Here is a 14,665-nt window from a genome sequence, read left to right as displayed (position 1 = left end):
CCATCAAGAATGATCTTCGAACGTTCCCTGCAGCGCGAACTCGCGTACACGGCCGGCGCCGTGTTCATGGTTCTGCTCACGATCATGCTGACGACGATGATGATCCGCATCGTCGGCTTTGCCGCGTCGGGTCAGGTCGACCCGCGCGACGTGCTGGTGCTGATCGGACTCACCGTGATCGGCTACATGGCCGTGATGCTCATCGTCACGCTGTTCGTGTCGATCCTGTTCGTGCTCACGCGCTGGTACAAGGATTCCGAAATGGTCGTGTGGCTCTCCTCCGGGGTGAGCCTCACGCGCCTGATCCAGCCGATCGGCGTGTTCGCCACGCCCATCATCGTGCTGATCGTGTTCTTCGCCTTCGTCGGCTGGCCGTGGTCGAACTCGCAAAGCAAGCTGATCCGCGCGCGTTTCCAGCAGCGCGATGAAGTGTCGCTGCTCGCGCCCGGCCAGTTCCGCGAGTCGCCCACCACGCACCGCGTGTTCTTCATCGAAAGCATGAGCCCCGACCAGGCGCGCGTGGAGAACGTGTTCGTCACGAGCACGGAAAACGGCAAGGTCAACGTGATCGTGTCCAAGACGGGCCACACGGAAACCATGAAGAACGGCGACCGCTTCGTCGTGCTCGAAAACGGCCGCCGCTACGACGGCGAACCGGGCCACCCCGATTTCCGCATCAGCGAATTCGCGCGTTACGGCGTGAAGATCACGAGCCAGCCCGTGGTGAACACGCCCACGGCCAGCACCACGTCCACGCCGGGCCTGCTGCGCAACCCGACCAACGACAACCTGGGCGAATTCGCGTGGCGCGCGGGGCTGCCGCTCATCGCGATCAACCTGATGCTGCTGGGCATTCCGCTCGCGTACCAGAATCCGCGCCGCAGCCGCACCATCAACCTCGTGATGGCGGTGTTGATCTACCTTACCTATTCGAACCTGCTCAACGTCGTGCAGTCGCAGATCGAGCAAGGCAAGATGTCGTTCGGCGTCGGCCTCGTTTCGCTGCACGCCGTGGTGTTCGCGCTCGTCGTGTTCATCTTCTGGGTGCGCGTGCGCAACCGGCCGATCTTCTCGCGCGCGATGTTCCAGCGCGCCTCTCAAGGCAACTGAGAGGGCAACTGACCGATGCGCATCTACGAAAAATACTTTGCCCGCCAGGTTTACCTGACGTTCATCTTCATCCTGTTCGCCTTCTCCGGCCTGTTCTTTTTCTTCGATCTGATCAACGAGCTGAACTCGGTCGGGCACGGCAACTACAAGTTCCAGTACGCGGTGCTGCGCGTGGCGCTCCAGGCGCCCTCGCGGCTCTACGAGATCATTCCGGTGGCGGCGCTCATCGCGGCCATCTACGTGTTCGCGCAAATGGCCGCGAATTCGGAATACACGATCTTCCGCGTTTCGGGGCTCGCGACCAATCAGGCGCTGCGCTCGCTGCTCAAGATCGGCGTGCCGCTCGTGCTGCTCACCTATCTGATCGGCGAAGTGGTCGGCCCTTACACCGACCAGCTTTCGGAGCGCGTGCGCCTCGAGGCGCTCGGCTCGGCGGTGTCGTCGAACTTTCAGTCGGGCGTGTGGGTGAAGGACACGCTCACCGCGCGCGCCGACGGCGAGCAGGTCACGCGCTTCGTGAACGTCGGCCAGTTGGCGCCGGACGCGACCATCACGAACGTGCGCATCTACGAATTCGATTCGCAGTTTCGTCTGTCGAATGTGCGGCTCGCGAAAAGCGGTGCGTACCAGCCGCCGGGCCACTGGCTGCTCAAGGACGTGACGGACACCGAACTCATCAGCGTGCCGCCGCCGCAGAACCAGCCGGCCGACGCGCTCAACCCGGTCTATCGCGCGAAGCAGAGTTCCGTGCCCGAATATTCGCTGCGCTCCGAACTCACGCCGCAGATTCTTTCGGTGCTGCTCGTTTCGCCGGACCGCATGTCGATGTTCAATCTGTTCCGCTACATCCAGCATTTGACCGAGAACCATCAGGACACGCAGCGCTACGAAATCGCGCTGTGGCGCAAGCTGCTCTACCCGTTCGCCGTGTTCGTGATGCTGGTGCTTTCGCTGCCGTTCGCGTATCTGCACACGCGCGCGGGCGTGGTGGGCGTGAAGGTGTTCGGCGGCATCATGCTCGGCATGAGCTTCCAGCTCGTCAACACGCTGTTCTCGCACGTCGGCAACCTGAACACCTGGCCCGCGCCGCTCACGGCGGCGACACCGGGGCTCATCTATCTGGTGCTCGGGCTGGTGGGCCTCAAATGGGTCGACCGGCACTGAGGCCGGTTATGTACGTCTTGCACGTTCCGCACGCCTGGCCACGGCCGGAGGTCCACGCATGAGCACGCACGGCATGATTCTCTTCGGCCACGGCGCACGCGACGCGCGCTGGCAGGAGCCGTTCCAGCGGCTCGCCGCGAAGCTCGCCGCCGCGCGCGGCGAAGGCCAGCCGGTCGGCCTCGCGTTCCTCGAACTGATGACGCCCGGCCTGCCCGACGCCATCGACGCGCAAGTCGCCGCGGGCTGCACCGCGATCACCGTGATTCCCGTGTTTTTCGGCCAGGGCGGTCACGTGCGGCGCGACCTGCCCGCGCTCATCGACGCCTGCCGGGCGCGGCATCCGAACGTGCGGCTGCGCTGCGCGGGTGCCGTGGGCGAGAACGACGCCGTGCTCGACGCCATCGTGCGTTTTTGCCTGGCGCAAGACGGCGACTGAACGCGCAATCGGGCGCGCCGCCCGGCTTGTCTACGTCGATAAAACTGCGTCGATAAACCTGCTTCGAAGCCACGCCGAAGCCGCGCCGAAAATAAAAAAGGCCGCCGGGTCGAATCCGGCGGCCTTTTGCGTTGGGCGTCACACGCGTTGTCGCGACCGTCAGGCCGCCGCGCGCCGCCCGGCTTCTTCTTCGTCGCTCGACGCCTGCGCGGCGCGCTCGGCGAATGCGTCGCCGATCATCAGCAGGCTCGGCTGCGCCGGATCGAGCCATTCCTGCGCCTTGCCCGCCGCGAGGCCCGCCAGCGTCAGCGTGAGCGTGCGCTCGCGCGCGGTGCTGCACGCCTCGACGATGGCCACGGCCGTCGCGCCCGCGCGGCCCGCGTCGATCAATTGCTGCGCAATTTCCGGCGCGCTGTCGCGGCCCATGTAGAACACCAGCGAGTCGGCGTTGACCTGCTCGCGGATCGCCTCGCTGCCCGCCGCGCGCGAATACGTCGCGAGCGCGACGCTGCGCGACACGCCGCGCAGCGTGAGCGAGCGTTGCAGCGTGGCTGCGCTCGCGAGCGCGGCCGTGATGCCCGGCACCACTTCGAACTCGATGCCGGCCGCTTCGAGCGCGCGCATTTCCTCGTCGGCGCGACCGAACAGCATCGGGTCGCCGCCCTTCAGGCGCACCACCACGTCGTGCTCGCGCGCCGCATCGACGAGTTGCTTGTTGATGAAATGCTGCGCCGTGGAACGCTGGCCGCAGCGCTTGCCGACCGCGACGAACTTCGCGTCTTTCGGCGCGTAGTCGAGCATCGCGGGTTCGACGAGCGCATCGTGCAGCACGACGTCGGCGCGTTCGAGCAGCCGCGCGCCGCGCACCGTGATGAGGTCCGCCGCGCCCGGTCCTGCGCCGATCAGATAAACCTTGCCCATTTGCCTTTGAATCTCAAGTGTCGGCGCGGCCCGCCCCAGGCACGAAGCCTCAGGCCGGGATCGCGCGGATCATGCCCGCGGCCACCGTGTGATGCGTTGCCTCGTCGATGAGAACGAACGCGCCGGTGCCCGGATTCGCATCATACAGGTCCGCGACGAGCGGCTTTTGCAGCGAAAGCGTCACGCGGCCGATGTCGTTCATCGCGAGGTCGTGGCGGTCGGTCGCGTGCGAGAGCGTATGCACGTCGAGCACTTCCTTGATGCCGCCGATCTTCGCGAACACGGTGCTCGTGGTCTGCTTGAGCAGATACTTGCGCTGCGGCGAAAGCGGTTCTTCGTCGAACCAGCAGAGGTCCGCCTCGACCTTCTTCGCCGGCTGCACGCCGTCCTGCGCCGGCACGAAAGTGTCGCCGCGCGACACGTCCACGTCTTGCGCGAGACGGATCGTGACCGTCTGGCCCGCGAACGCGCGATCGACCCGCGCCGTGCCGCCCGGCACCGGCGCGATGATTTCCGCGACCGTTGCCGTGCGGCCCACCGGCAGGACCGTGATGGCGTCGCCGAGCTTCACTTCGCCCGCTTCCACGCGGCCCATGTAGCCGCGAAAATCGTCGGCGCTCGAACCGTCCTGGCGCGCGACCCATTGCACCGGGAAGCGCAGCGCCTCGCCCGTCGCCTGCACGACCGGCAGTTGCTCCAGCACGTCGAGCAGCGGCTCGCCCGCGTACCACGGCATGCGCTCGCTCGCGGCCACGATGTTGTCGCCCTTGAGCGCCGACACCGGCACGAAGCGCACGTCTTGCAGACCGAGCTGGCGCGCGAGCACGACATACGCGTCGCGGATCAGGTCGAAGGTGGCTTCGCTGTAATCGACCAGATCCATCTTGTTGATGGCGACGATCACGTGTTGCAGGCCGAGCAGCTTGACGATCGCGCTGTGGCGCTTGGTTTGCGGCAGCAGTTGCGTCACGCCGTTCTCGACCGTCACGCGCGTGGGGTCGATCAGGATGATCGCGGCATGCGCCGTGGAGGCGCCCGTGACCATGTTGCGCGTGTACTGCTCGTGGCCGGGGGTATCGGCGATGATGAACTTGCGCCGGGCCGTGGCGAAATAGCGGTACGCCACGTCGATCGTGATGCCCTGCTCGCGCTCGGCTTCGAGGCCGTCGGTGAGCAGCGAAAGGTCGATCTCGTCGCCCACCGTGCGCTTGTTCTTCGCGCGCGAGAGCGCCGAAAGCTGGTCGCTCAACACCGCCTTGCTGTCGTACAGCAGGCGGCCGATCAGCGTGCTCTTGCCGTCGTCCACGCTGCCCGCCGTGATGAAGCGCAGCACGCCGAGGTCTTCAGGTTGGTGCGCAGTTGCGTCGATGCTAACCATGTTCAATCTTTCCTCTGCGTGCTCTTTAGAAATAACCTTGCTTCTTGCGCTGTTCCATCGCGGCTTCGGACGTTTGATCGTCCATGCGCGTCGCGCCGCGCTCCGTGATCTCGGTCACGGCCGTTTCGGCGATGATCTTCTCGACGTTGTCGGCATCGCTTTCCACCGGGCACGTGCAGCTAATGTCGCCCACGGTGCGAAAACGCACGAGCGCCATTTCGCTGACGTCGCCGTCCTTCATCGGCGTGAGCGGCGTGACCGGCACGAGCAGGCCGTTGCGGCGCACGATTTCGCGCCGATGCGCGTAGTAGATGGACGGCAGTTCGAGCTTTTCGCGCTCGATGTATTGCCACACGTCGAGTTCGGTCCAGTTCGAGATCGGGAACACGCGCAGGTGCTCGCCGTTGTGCAGGCGCGCGTTGTAGAGGCTCCAGAGTTCCGGGCGTTGCGCCTTCGGGTCCCACTGGCCGAATTCGTCGCGAAACGAGAAGATGCGCTCCTTCGCGCGGGCCTTCTCCTCGTCGCGGCGCGCCCCGCCGATCATCGCCGTGTAGCCGTATTGCTCGATGGTTTCGAGCAGCGTGACCGCTTGCGCGGCATTGCGCGAATCCGTTTCGCGGCGCAGGCGCACGGTGCCGCGCTTGATCGAATTCTCGACGTGGCCCACCACGAGTTCCGCGCCGATTTCCTTGGCGCGGCGGTCGCGGAAGTCGATCACTTCCTCGTAGTTGTGGCCCGTGTCGATATGCACGAGCGGGAACGGCAGCGCGGTCTTGCGGTTCGCGCCGAGACCGAACGCCTTCAGCGCGAGCGCGAGCACGACCACCGAATCCTTGCCGCCCGAGAACAGCAACGCGGGCTTGCTGCATTCGGCAACGAGTTCGCGCAGGATGTGGATCGATTCGGCTTCGAGCCAGTCGAGGTGGTCCATGCGGTTCGCGGTGATCTTGAGCGGTGCGTTCACGGCTGAGTCGAGCGTGGTGCTCATGTTCGGTTCCTTCGTTGGTTCGCGCCGCGCGCGGCTGATGCGCACGGCGCAAATGCTCTTTACGGCGGCGCACGGCGCTGGATGCGCGCGCGCCTGGATTGCTCGTGTTACTGGCCCTGCTGCCGCCCGATGGGCGACGACACTGCGGACGACACTCCCGACGAAAGCGCCGACGAAAGCGCGGACGCCTCGACTACCGGAATCGCCGACACCGACGTGATGTGCAGGCCGCATTCCTTCGTGTCGCGCGACTCCCACCACCAGCGGCCCGCGCGGCTGTCCTCGCCGGGGCGAATCGCGCGCGTACACGGCTCGCAGCCGATGCTCGGATAACCGCGCGCATGCAGCGGATTCACCGGCACGTCGAAGGCGCGCAGGTAGTTCCACACGTCGGCTTCGGTCCAGTCCGCGAGCGGATTGAACTTGTCGATGTTACGCGCTTCGTCGCGCTCCTCTTCGTGCAGCTCCGCGCGCGTGACCGACTGCTCGCGGCGCTGGCCCGTGACCCATGCCGACACGCCCGCGAGCGCACGATTGAGCGGCTCGACCTTGCGAATCTCGCAGCAGCGCTTGCGCAGATCGACGCTCTCGTAAAACGCGTTCAGGCCGTGCTTTTCGACGTATTCGTCCACCGCGTCCTGCTGCGGATGGAATTGCTCGATCTCGTAGCCATAGCGCTCGCGCACCGTGCCGATCATGCCGACGGTTTCCGCGTGCAAACGACCCGTGTTGAGCGAGAAGATGCCGATCTTCACGCCGCGCGTGAGAATGGCGTGCGTGAGCAGCATGTCTTCGGCGGCGAGGCTGCTCGCGAGCTTCACGTCGGCGTGACGCGCGGCGATCGAATCGAGCAGCGCGTCGAGGCGCTCGATCTTCGCTTGCAGGTCAGCCGTGACTTCGCTGGCGGCGCTCGTCATGCTGCGGCCTGGGCGTGACGGCGGCGAAAGAGCGGCGACGGCTCGTCGAACGCGCCCTGATATTGCACCGTGAACTCCGTGAACGCCTTGAGCGCATCGTTCAGGTCCTTGTCGGCGCGCAGCGCGTACGAATCGAAGCCGCAGCGCTCGTAAAAGCGCAACTGGTCGCGCAGCACGTCGCCGATCGCGCGCAGTTCGCCCTTGTAGCCGAAGCGCTCGCGCAGGAGGCGCGCGCTCGAGTAACCGCGGCCGTCGCGGAACACGGGGAAATCCACGGCGATGAGCGCGAGCTTGTCGAAGTCGGCGGCCAGTTCGGCCGGTTCGCTGTCCGGCGCGAGCCACACGCCCAGTTCGTCCTTGCCGCGCGCGGCGGTCAGCGCGTCGCGCCGGGCTTGCCAGAACGCGAGCGGCACGAGGATCTTGCCGGCCGGCAGCGCGGCGAGGTCGGGCAAGGCGCCGTTTTCGTCGGCACGCACGACCTGCCAGTTATCTTCGACGATCTCGCGGTTTTTGATGATCAAAGCCATTCTCTGAACTCTCGTGTCTCGTTACGCGTGGGCCGCCTGGCGCTGTGCGTACACGCGCTCCTTGAACGGCGCCATGCCGATGCGGTCGTAGGTGTCGATGAAACGCTCGCCGTCGAGGCGGTGCTCCACGAACGTGTCGATCACCTTCTGCACGACGTCGGGCATTTCCTCGGCCGAGAAGGACGGGCCGATCACGCGGCCAAGGCGCGCGCCGTTGGCGCCGTTGCCCTGCTCGCCGCCGAGCGACACCTGGTACCACTCCGAGCCGTCCTTATCCACGCCCAGCACGCCGATGTTGCCGACGTGATGATGACCGCACGAGTTCATGCAGCCCGAGATGTTGAACGACAGATCGCCCAGATCGTAGACGAAATCGAGATTCTCGAAGCGCTCCTGGATCGCGAGCGCAATGGGGATCGACTTGGCGTTCGCGAGCGAGCAGAAGTCGCCGCCGGGGCACGCGATGATGTCGGTCAGCAAGCCGATATTGGCGGTGGCGAAACCCTGCGTCTTCGCCTTTTCCCAGAGCGCGAACAGGTCGCGCTTCTTCACGTCGGCGAGAATCAGGTTTTGCTCGTGCGAGACGCGGATCTGGCCGAACGAATAGTCGTCGGCCCAGTCGGCCACGGCTTCCATCTGCGCGTCGGTGGCGTCGCCCGGCGCGATGTCGCGCGGCTTGAGCGAGAGCGTAACCGAGGCGTAGCCCGTCACACGGTGCGGGCGCACGTTGCGCTCGACCCAGCGCGCGAACGCGCGGTTTTCGAGCAGATGCTTTTCGTACGACGCGTCGGTGTCGGCGAGCTTTTCGTAGGCGGGCGGCGCGAAGTAGTGCGAGACGCGCTCGACTTCCGCCTGCGTGAGCGTCGAAGGGCCGTCCTTCAGGTGCTGCCACTCTTCCTCGACCTGCTCGGCGAATTTCGCCGGCGAGAGCGCCTTCACGAGAATCTTGATGCGCGCCTTGTAGAGGTTGTCGCGGCGGCCGTAGCGGTTGTACACGCGCAGCACGGCTTCGCAGTAGGTCAGCAGATGCTGCCACGGCAGATCGCGCTTGATGATGGCGCCGACGATCGGCGTGCGGCCGAGGCCGCCGCCCGCGAGAATGCTCGCGACGACTTCGCCCTGCTCGTTGCGATCGAGATACACGCCCAGATCGTGAATCTGCACGGCCGCGCGGTCTTCCCTCGAACCCGAAACGGCGATCTTGAACTTGCGCGGCAGCCACGCGAATTCGGGGTGGAACGTCGACCACTGACGCATGATCTCGGCCCACGGGCGCGGATCGACGATCTCGTCGGGCGCGACGCCCGCGAACTGGTCGGCGGTGATGTTACGGATGCAATTGCCCGACGTCTGGATGCCGTGCATCTGGACGGACGCGAGCTTGGCGAGAATTTCGGGCGTTTCTTCGAGCTTGATCCAGTTGTACTGGATGTTCGAGCGCGTCGAAAAATGGCCGTAACCGCGGTCGTGCTCGCGCGCGATCCGGCCGAGCATGCGGAGCTGGTCGCTGCGCAGATTGCCGTACGGAATCGCGATGCGGTGCATGTAGGCGTGGCGCTGGTAATACAGGCCGTTTTGCAGGCGCAGCGGACGGAATTCTTCTTCGCTCAATTCGCCCGACAGGCGGCGGCGAACCTGGTCGCGGTACTGCGCGACGCGTTCGTCGACGATGGTCTGGTCGTACTGATCGTATTGGTACATTCGGGGACCCCAGGGTTGGTTCATCGCGGCGTTCCGGTTACGCCGCGCTCCGACTACATCATCCACGCACTTCCTGTTCCGGCCAGTCCGGCACGCCAGCGGCCTTCAACCCGCCGTCATGTGCTAATGACCAAAACAGATATCCATATTGGAAAAGTTAGTGGAATGGTAATAAACTCGCCTTATATTTCAAACGACTCAAAAATCAGGTCGATATGCCAATAGGTAATAAAGGTTATCTATGAACCTTCACCAGTTCCGCTTCGTGCGCGAGGCCGTGCGGCAGAATTTCAACCTCACGGAAGCGGCCAAAGCGCTGTATACAAGCCAGCCGGGCGTCTCGAAAGCGATCATCGAGCTGGAGGACGAGCTTGGGGTCGAAATCTTTACACGCCACGGCAAGCGCGTGCGCTCGCTCACGGAGCCGGGCCGCATCATTCTGGCTTCGGTGGAGCGCATTCTCCAGGAAGTGGAGAGTCTGCGGCGCGTCGGCAAGGACTACGCGGCGCAGGACCAGGGCAATCTGACGATCGCCGCCACGCACACGCAGGCGCGCTATTCGCTGCCCGGCGCCATCGCCGAATTCAAGCGGCGGTTTCCGAAGGTGCATCTGTCGATCCTGCAAGGCAGCCCCACGCAAGTCGCGGAAATGGTACTGCACGACCAGGCCGATCTGGCCGTGGCCACGGAAGCCATCTCCAACTACAAGGAACTGGTGTCGCTGCCCTGCTTCACCTGGCATCATGTGGCGGTGATGCTGCCCGACCACCCGCTACTGGAACGCAAGCCGCTTTCGCTCGACGATCTGGCCCAATTTCCGCTGATCACTTACGACGCGGCCTTCGCGGGGCGCAGCAAGATCAACGAGGCGTTCCGCCTGCGCGGTCTGTCGCCCGACATCGTGCTCGAGGCGATCGACGCCGACGTGATCAAGACCTACGTGGAACTGGGCATGGGCGTAGGCATCATGGCCGATATCGCGTTCAACGCCGAGCGCGACCGGCATTTGCGCGCCGTGCCCGTGGGGCATCTGTTCGGCAGCAACGTCACGCGCGTGGCGCTCAAACAGGGCGCGTATCTGCGCAGCTACGTGTATACGCTCGTCGAGCTGCTTTCGCCGAGCCTGAACCGCAAGCTGATCGAGCAGGCGCTCAAGGGCGAGCACGAGACTTACGAGTTGTAACCCGGCGCACGCCGCGCCGGCCGCCTGGCACCACAAGCAAGAACGAAGAACGAACGCAGCACAACAATTACTTCCCGCTTCACTTTCTGCCTGGAGACTCATCGGATGAAGCCGTCGTTTGTGTTCACGCGCCCGGAGCGCCGTTTGGGGCGCGCGTGGCGTCCGCTGGCCGCCGCGGCCGCATTCGCGTTCGCCGCGCTCTCGCCCGCCGCGCACGCCGACATCAAGGTGGGCATCGACTTGTCGAGCACCGGGCCGGCCGCCGCCATCGGCATCACGAGCAAGAATGCGATGTTGATGTGGCCCGCGACCATCGCCGGCCAGAAAGCCGACTATATCTTTCTCGACGACGGCTCCGACCCCGGCGCGGCCGTGCGCAATATCCGCAAGCTCATCAACGAAGACCACGTAGACGTGATCGTCGGGCCGAATATCACGCCGGCGGCGCTCGCCGCGCTCGATCCCGTCGCCGAAGGCAAAACGCCGATGATCACGCTCGTGGGATCGGGCTCCGTGGTCGAGCCGCAGCAAGGCGCGCGCGTCTGGGCGTTCAAGATGGCGCAAACCGACGCCGCCATGGCGGACGTCATGACGCGCTACATGGCGGCGCATGGCGTAAAGACGGTGGGCTTCATCGGTTTCGCGGACAGTTACGGCGATAGCTGGCTCAACGAATTCACGAAGCTCGCGAAGGAACGCAACATCCAGATCGTCGCGAGCGAGCGCTTCAACCGCACCGACGCCAGCGTGACCGGCCAGATCCTCAAGCTGATCGCCGCGAAACCCGACGCGGTGCTGATCGCGGGCGCGGGTACGCCGACCGTGCTGCCGCAGCGCACGCTGGTCGAGCGCGGCTACAAGGGCGCGATCTACCAGACGCACGGCATCGCCACGCCGGAGTTCATCAAGCTCGGCGGCAAGGACGTGGAAGGCACGCTGTTCCCCACGCAGCCCGTGGTGGTGGCGCGCACGCTGCCCGCCGACCAGCCCGCCCAGAAGGCCGCGCTTGCGTTCTTGAACGACTACGAGGCGAAATACGGCGCGGGCACCGTCACGCAATTCGCGGGCGACGCGGCCGGCGTGTATCCGCGCCTCGCCGACGCCGTGACGCGCGCGCTCAAAACCGCGCAACCGGGCACCGAAGCATTTCGCGCGGCGTTGCGCAGCGAACTGGAGCACGCGCACGAAGTGGTCGTGCCCAACGGCATGGTCAACACGAGCGCGCAGGACCACGTGGGCCTGGACCAGCGCGCGAGCGTGATGGGAACGGTGCGCGGCGGGAAGTTCGTTTATCTCGCGCAGTAAGTAGCCCGCGGTCGAACCGTGAGCGCCGGCAGCGCGCTCATTCGATCCTGTGCAGCCAGCGGCGCGAGCCGTGTATGACGCGCAGGATCGTGACCGTGGCGTCGTCCCGGCGCTCCTTCAGGCGATAGACGAGCACGAACGGCGTGCCTTCCACACTGAGTTCGCGCGTTCCCTCCACGCGGCCGAAATGGCCGAGTTCGGGAAACGACGTGAGGCGGAGCACCGACATCGAAATTCTCTCGTCGCCGATAATCGCCATGCGCGCGCTTCGCGCTTCGGCATAGTCGAAAATCGCTTCGCGGTCCGCCAGCGCGAGCGGCGACCATTCGACCTTCATTTTTTCGCCTTGCCGCTACGCGTGGGCCGGGCTTGCGCGGCGCCCGCCCGCCGCTTCGCAAAGCGCGCCTCCACGGCTTGCGCGGGCACCGGTTCCTGCTTGTCTTCCAACGCCTCGCGCACTTTCGCGCGAAACCACGCGTCGTGGGTCGCCGGGTCGACCGCGAAGTCGAGCGGCAGCGCGCCCTCGTTCGCAATGCGGGTAAGCAGGATGCGCACGGCGTCCGACACCGTGAGCCCCATGTGAGCAAGCACTTCGGCCGCGCGCTGCTTGAGCGCGGGATCGATACGGACCTGAACCAATGCGCTGGTAATCATCGACTGACTCTCCCTGTGAGTGGAAGTCAGATCGTAATGCATTTGAATGACGTTGGACATGCCTCACCTTGAAGCGGATTAAACATGTCGCAAGTTTCCCCGCCATTCGCTGTGCGCACCATTCATCCGTTCGGCTAACGGCCTCCCGTTTCGGTCAGCGGCCGATCCGCCGCCATGCGCCGCCCGCCGCGCTGCTGGCGAGCACGGCTTCAATAAAGCGCAAACCTTCGACACCGTCCTCTACCGTCGTCAGCAAGCGGCTTTCGGGCGGCATCGGCTCGCCCGCGTCGCGCGCGCGGATTTGCGCGGCGGCGTCGCGATAAAGCTGCGCGAACGCTTCCAGATACCCTTCCGGGTGGCCCGCCGGCACGCGCGTCGCGTCGCGCGCCGCCGCGCCGTTCACACGCGCGCGCGTGAGCCGCACCGCCTCGCCGCCTTGGGGCGTGAACCACAATTCGTTCGGCGCCTCCTGGTCGAACGCCAGCGACGCCTTCGTGCCATACACGCGCAAGCGCAGCGCGTTTTCCGCGCCGCTCGCCACCTGGCTCGCCCACAGCATGCCGCGCGCGCCGTTCGCGTATTGCAGCATCGCCTGTACGTGATCGTCCACGCGCCGGCCCGGCACGAACGTGTGAACTTGCGCCGCGAGCGACTCGGGCACGTGGCCGCTCACGAACGCCGCGAGCTGGTAGGCGTGCGTGCCGATATCGCCGAGACAACCCGCCGGGCCCGCGAGCGCCGGATCGGTGCGCCAGTTCGCCTGACGGTTCGCGCCGTCGCGCTCGACAGGCAAGGCGAGCCAATCCTGTGCGTACTCCACCTGCACGATGCGCACTTCGCCGATCTCGCCCGCCGCCACCATCTCGCGCGCGTGGCGCACGAGCGGATAGCCCGAATACGTATGCGTGAGCGCGAACACGCGCTGCGTTTCGCGCGCGCGCCGGGCCAGCGCCTCGCCTTCGGCGAGCGACACCGCAAGCGGCTTGTCGCAGACGATATGGATGCCCGCGTCCATGAACGCATGCGCGACGCTCGCATGCAGATGATTCGGCGTGACGATCGCCACCGCGTCGATGCCCTCTTCGAGCGCGCCTTCCACGCGCGCCATCTCGCGCCAGTTGTCGTAGCTGCGCGCGAGCCCGAGCGCCGCCGCGCTCGACTGCGCGCGCAGCGCGTCGGACGAAAGCGCGCCCGCGACGAGTTCGAAACCATCGTCGATGCGCGCGGCCATGCGATGCACCGCGCCGATGAACGCGCCCTCGCCGCCGCCGACCATGCCGAGCCGCAATCTTCGAGTCATGTCGATGTCCTCGCGCTGAACGCGCTCATAAACCCAGCACGCTTTTGAGTTGCGCCGCATTCACGCCGCTGCCCGCGAAGTCGTCGAACGCATGCCCGGCCACGCGGATGATGTGCCGCTTGATGAAGCCGGCGCCCTCGCGCGCGCCGTCGTGCGGATGCTTGAGCGCGCATTCCCATTCGAGCACGGCCCAGCCCGGATAGTCGTACTGCGTGAGCTTCGAGAAGATCGCGCCGAAGTCGATCTGGCCGTCGCCGAGCGAGCGAAAGCGACCCGCGCGCTCGACCCAGCCGCTATAGCCGCCGTACACGCCTTGCTTGCCGGTCGGGCGGAATTCGGCGTCCTTCACATGAAATGCCTTGATGCGCGCGTGATAAAGGTCGATGAACGCGAGATAGTCGAGCTGTTGCAGCACGAAATGGCTCGGGTCATAGAGAATATTCGCGCGCGGATGATCTTCCACGGCGGCGAGAAAGCGCTCGAACGTCACGCCGTCGTGCAAGTCCTCGCCGGGATGCAGCTCGTAGCAGACGTCCACGCCCGCGTCGTCGAACGCGTCGAGGATCGGCCGCCAGCGCTTCGCGAGTTCGTCGAACGCCGCTTCCACGAGACCCGCCGGGCGCTGCGGCCACGGATACAGATACGGCCACGCGAGCGCGCCCGAAAACGTCACGTGCGCGCTCAAGCCGAGGTTCTTCGACGCCCGCGCGGCCAGCATCAATTGATCGACGGCCCACGCCGTGCGCGCCTCGCGGTTCGCGCGCAGTTGCGGCGGCGCGAACCCGTCGAACAGCGCGTCGTAGGCGGGATGCACGGCCACGAGCTGCCCTTGCAGATGCGTGGAAAGCTCGGTGATCGCCACGCCCGCGTCGTCGGCCTGCTGGCGCAGGTCGTCGCAATACGCCACGCTCGACGCGGCCTGCGCGAGATCGAGCAAACGCGCGTCGGCCGGCACCTGAATGCCTTTGTAGCCGAGTTGCGCGGCCCATCCCGCCATGTGCCCGAAACTGTCGAACGGCGCGTCGTCGCCCAGAAACTGCGCGAGGAAAATCGCCGGACCCTGGATCGTTTTCATCGGCTC

Annotated in this window: 15 protein-coding genes; 5 read left to right on the top strand and 10 right to left on the bottom strand. The window is 65.7% G+C overall.

Annotation, left to right across the window (positions count from 1 at the left end; genetic code table 11):
* Positions 1-9: 9 nt before the first annotated feature.
* Genes lptF through U5805_RS10995 form a run of 3 tightly spaced genes read left to right on the top strand, consistent with a single transcriptional unit; the run spans position 10 to position 2,710 of the window.
* Entirely contained in the window at positions 10-1,110 is a 1,101-nt protein-coding gene (gene lptF / locus U5805_RS11005) for an LPS export ABC transporter permease LptF (protein WP_322103502.1), read from the top strand.
* 15 nt (positions 1,111-1,125) lie between these two features.
* A complete protein-coding gene (lptG, locus tag U5805_RS11000; protein ID WP_322103501.1) occupies positions 1,126-2,274 on the top strand; it encodes an LPS export ABC transporter permease LptG in 1,149 nt (382 codons plus the stop codon).
* Between the two features lie 58 nt (positions 2,275-2,332).
* Positions 2,333-2,710, top strand: a complete 378-nt coding sequence (locus U5805_RS10995) for a CbiX/SirB N-terminal domain-containing protein (protein ID WP_322103500.1) — start codon at positions 2,333-2,335, stop codon at positions 2,708-2,710.
* 159 nt (positions 2,711-2,869) lie between these two features.
* Here the strand turns inward: U5805_RS10995 and cobA are convergent, their stop codons facing one another.
* The 6 genes from cobA to U5805_RS10965 all read right to left on the bottom strand — a co-directional run bounded on the left by cobA (position 2,870) and on the right by U5805_RS10965 (position 9,142).
* Positions 2,870-3,631 (bottom strand): uroporphyrinogen-III C-methyltransferase, encoded by a 762-nt coding sequence (cobA, locus tag U5805_RS10990; protein WP_322103499.1) that lies wholly within the window; start codon positions 3,629-3,631, stop codon positions 2,870-2,872.
* Positions 3,632-3,680: 49 nt separating this feature from the next.
* On the bottom strand, positions 3,681-5,009 hold the full coding sequence (locus U5805_RS10985; protein WP_322103498.1) for a sulfate adenylyltransferase subunit 1: 1,329 nt from the start codon (positions 5,007-5,009) through the stop codon (positions 3,681-3,683).
* Positions 5,010-5,034: 25 nt separating this feature from the next.
* The gene (gene cysD / locus U5805_RS10980; RefSeq protein WP_322103497.1) at positions 5,035-5,997 is read right to left on the bottom strand and encodes a sulfate adenylyltransferase subunit CysD; all 963 of its coding nucleotides are present in this window, start codon (positions 5,995-5,997) and stop codon (positions 5,035-5,037) included.
* A gap of 107 nt (positions 5,998-6,104) precedes the next feature.
* The gene (locus U5805_RS10975; protein ID WP_322103496.1) at positions 6,105-6,914 is read right to left on the bottom strand and encodes a phosphoadenylyl-sulfate reductase; all 810 of its coding nucleotides are present in this window, start codon (positions 6,912-6,914) and stop codon (positions 6,105-6,107) included.
* On the bottom strand, positions 6,911-7,441 hold the full coding sequence (locus U5805_RS10970; protein WP_322103495.1) for a DUF934 domain-containing protein: 531 nt from the start codon (positions 7,439-7,441) through the stop codon (positions 6,911-6,913). Before U5805_RS10970 ends, U5805_RS10975 begins: the two co-directional genes overlap by 4 nt.
* Positions 7,442-7,462: 21 nt before the next feature.
* Positions 7,463-9,142 carry a nitrite/sulfite reductase gene (locus tag U5805_RS10965; protein ID WP_322103572.1) on the bottom strand — a complete coding sequence of 560 codons (1,680 nt, stop codon included), beginning with the start codon at positions 9,140-9,142 and terminating at the stop codon, positions 7,463-7,465.
* 241 nt (positions 9,143-9,383) lie between these two features.
* Here U5805_RS10965 and U5805_RS10960 point away from each other — a divergent pair, with 241 nt between their 5' ends.
* Both U5805_RS10960 and U5805_RS10955 read left to right on the top strand, forming a co-directional pair.
* Positions 9,384-10,325 (top strand): CysB family HTH-type transcriptional regulator, encoded by a 942-nt coding sequence (locus U5805_RS10960; protein ID WP_322103494.1) that lies wholly within the window; start codon positions 9,384-9,386, stop codon positions 10,323-10,325.
* 105 nt (positions 10,326-10,430) lie between these two features.
* Positions 10,431-11,630 (top strand): ABC transporter substrate-binding protein, encoded by a 1,200-nt coding sequence (locus U5805_RS10955; RefSeq protein WP_322103493.1) that lies wholly within the window; start codon positions 10,431-10,433, stop codon positions 11,628-11,630.
* A 37-nt stretch (positions 11,631-11,667) separates the two neighbouring features.
* Here the strand turns inward: U5805_RS10955 and U5805_RS10950 are convergent, their stop codons facing one another.
* The 4 genes from U5805_RS10950 to U5805_RS10935 form a co-directional block, all read right to left on the bottom strand.
* Positions 11,668-11,967, bottom strand: a complete 300-nt coding sequence (locus tag U5805_RS10950; protein ID WP_322103492.1) for a type II toxin-antitoxin system RelE/ParE family toxin — start codon at positions 11,965-11,967, stop codon at positions 11,668-11,670.
* A complete protein-coding gene (locus U5805_RS10945; RefSeq protein ID WP_322103571.1) occupies positions 11,964-12,284 on the bottom strand; it encodes a type II toxin-antitoxin system RelB/DinJ family antitoxin in 321 nt (106 codons plus the stop codon). Before U5805_RS10945 ends, U5805_RS10950 begins: the two co-directional genes overlap by 4 nt.
* Before the next feature lie 154 nt (positions 12,285-12,438).
* Complete coding sequence (locus U5805_RS10940; RefSeq protein WP_322103491.1) at positions 12,439-13,584, bottom strand: Gfo/Idh/MocA family oxidoreductase; 1,146 nt, start codon at positions 13,582-13,584, stop codon at positions 12,439-12,441.
* 25 nt (positions 13,585-13,609) lie between these two features.
* Positions 13,610-14,659, bottom strand: a complete 1,050-nt coding sequence (locus tag U5805_RS10935; protein WP_322103490.1) for a sugar phosphate isomerase/epimerase family protein — start codon at positions 14,657-14,659, stop codon at positions 13,610-13,612.
* Between the last annotated feature and the right edge of the window lie 6 nt (positions 14,660-14,665).

The sequence above is a fragment of the Paraburkholderia sp. J41 genome (genome assembly GCF_905220235.1).
Taxonomy (GTDB): Bacteria; Pseudomonadota; Gammaproteobacteria; order Burkholderiales; family Burkholderiaceae; genus Paraburkholderia.
The sequence above is the reverse complement of the archived record's forward strand: the minus strand, read 5'-3'. Positions and strand labels throughout refer to the sequence as shown.

Bases quoted from the DNA above. Each gene is read 5' to 3' on its own strand.
- U5805_RS10950 (WP_322103492.1), bottom strand. From the start codon at position 11,967: ATGAAGGTCGAATGGTCGCCGCTCGCGCTGGCGGACCGCGAAGCGATT.
- U5805_RS10970 (WP_322103495.1), bottom strand. From the start codon at position 7,441: ATGGCTTTGATCATCAAAAACCGCGAGATCGTCGAAGATAACTGGCAG.
- U5805_RS10940 (WP_322103491.1), bottom strand. From the start codon at position 13,584: ATGACTCGAAGATTGCGGCTCGGCATGGTCGGCGGCGGCGAGGGCGCG.
- U5805_RS10995 (WP_322103500.1), top strand. From the start codon at position 2,333: ATGAGCACGCACGGCATGATTCTCTTCGGCCACGGCGCACGCGACGCG.
- lptG (WP_322103501.1), top strand. From the start codon at position 1,126: ATGCGCATCTACGAAAAATACTTTGCCCGCCAGGTTTACCTGACGTTC.
- U5805_RS10955 (WP_322103493.1), top strand. From the start codon at position 10,431: ATGAAGCCGTCGTTTGTGTTCACGCGCCCGGAGCGCCGTTTGGGGCGC.
- lptF (WP_322103502.1), top strand. From the start codon at position 10: ATGATCTTCGAACGTTCCCTGCAGCGCGAACTCGCGTACACGGCCGGC.
- U5805_RS10935 (WP_322103490.1), bottom strand. From the start codon at position 14,659: ATGAAAACGATCCAGGGTCCGGCGATTTTCCTCGCGCAGTTTCTGGGC.
- U5805_RS10985 (WP_322103498.1), bottom strand. From the start codon at position 5,009: ATGGTTAGCATCGACGCAACTGCGCACCAACCTGAAGACCTCGGCGTG.
- U5805_RS10975 (WP_322103496.1), bottom strand. From the start codon at position 6,914: ATGACGAGCGCCGCCAGCGAAGTCACGGCTGACCTGCAAGCGAAGATC.
- U5805_RS10945 (WP_322103571.1), bottom strand. From the start codon at position 12,284: ATGATTACCAGCGCATTGGTTCAGGTCCGTATCGATCCCGCGCTCAAG.
- U5805_RS10960 (WP_322103494.1), top strand. From the start codon at position 9,384: ATGAACCTTCACCAGTTCCGCTTCGTGCGCGAGGCCGTGCGGCAGAAT.
- cysD (WP_322103497.1), bottom strand. From the start codon at position 5,997: ATGAGCACCACGCTCGACTCAGCCGTGAACGCACCGCTCAAGATCACC.
- U5805_RS10965 (WP_322103572.1), bottom strand. From the start codon at position 9,142: ATGTACCAATACGATCAGTACGACCAGACCATCGTCGACGAACGCGTC.
- cobA (WP_322103499.1), bottom strand. From the start codon at position 3,631: ATGGGCAAGGTTTATCTGATCGGCGCAGGACCGGGCGCGGCGGACCTC.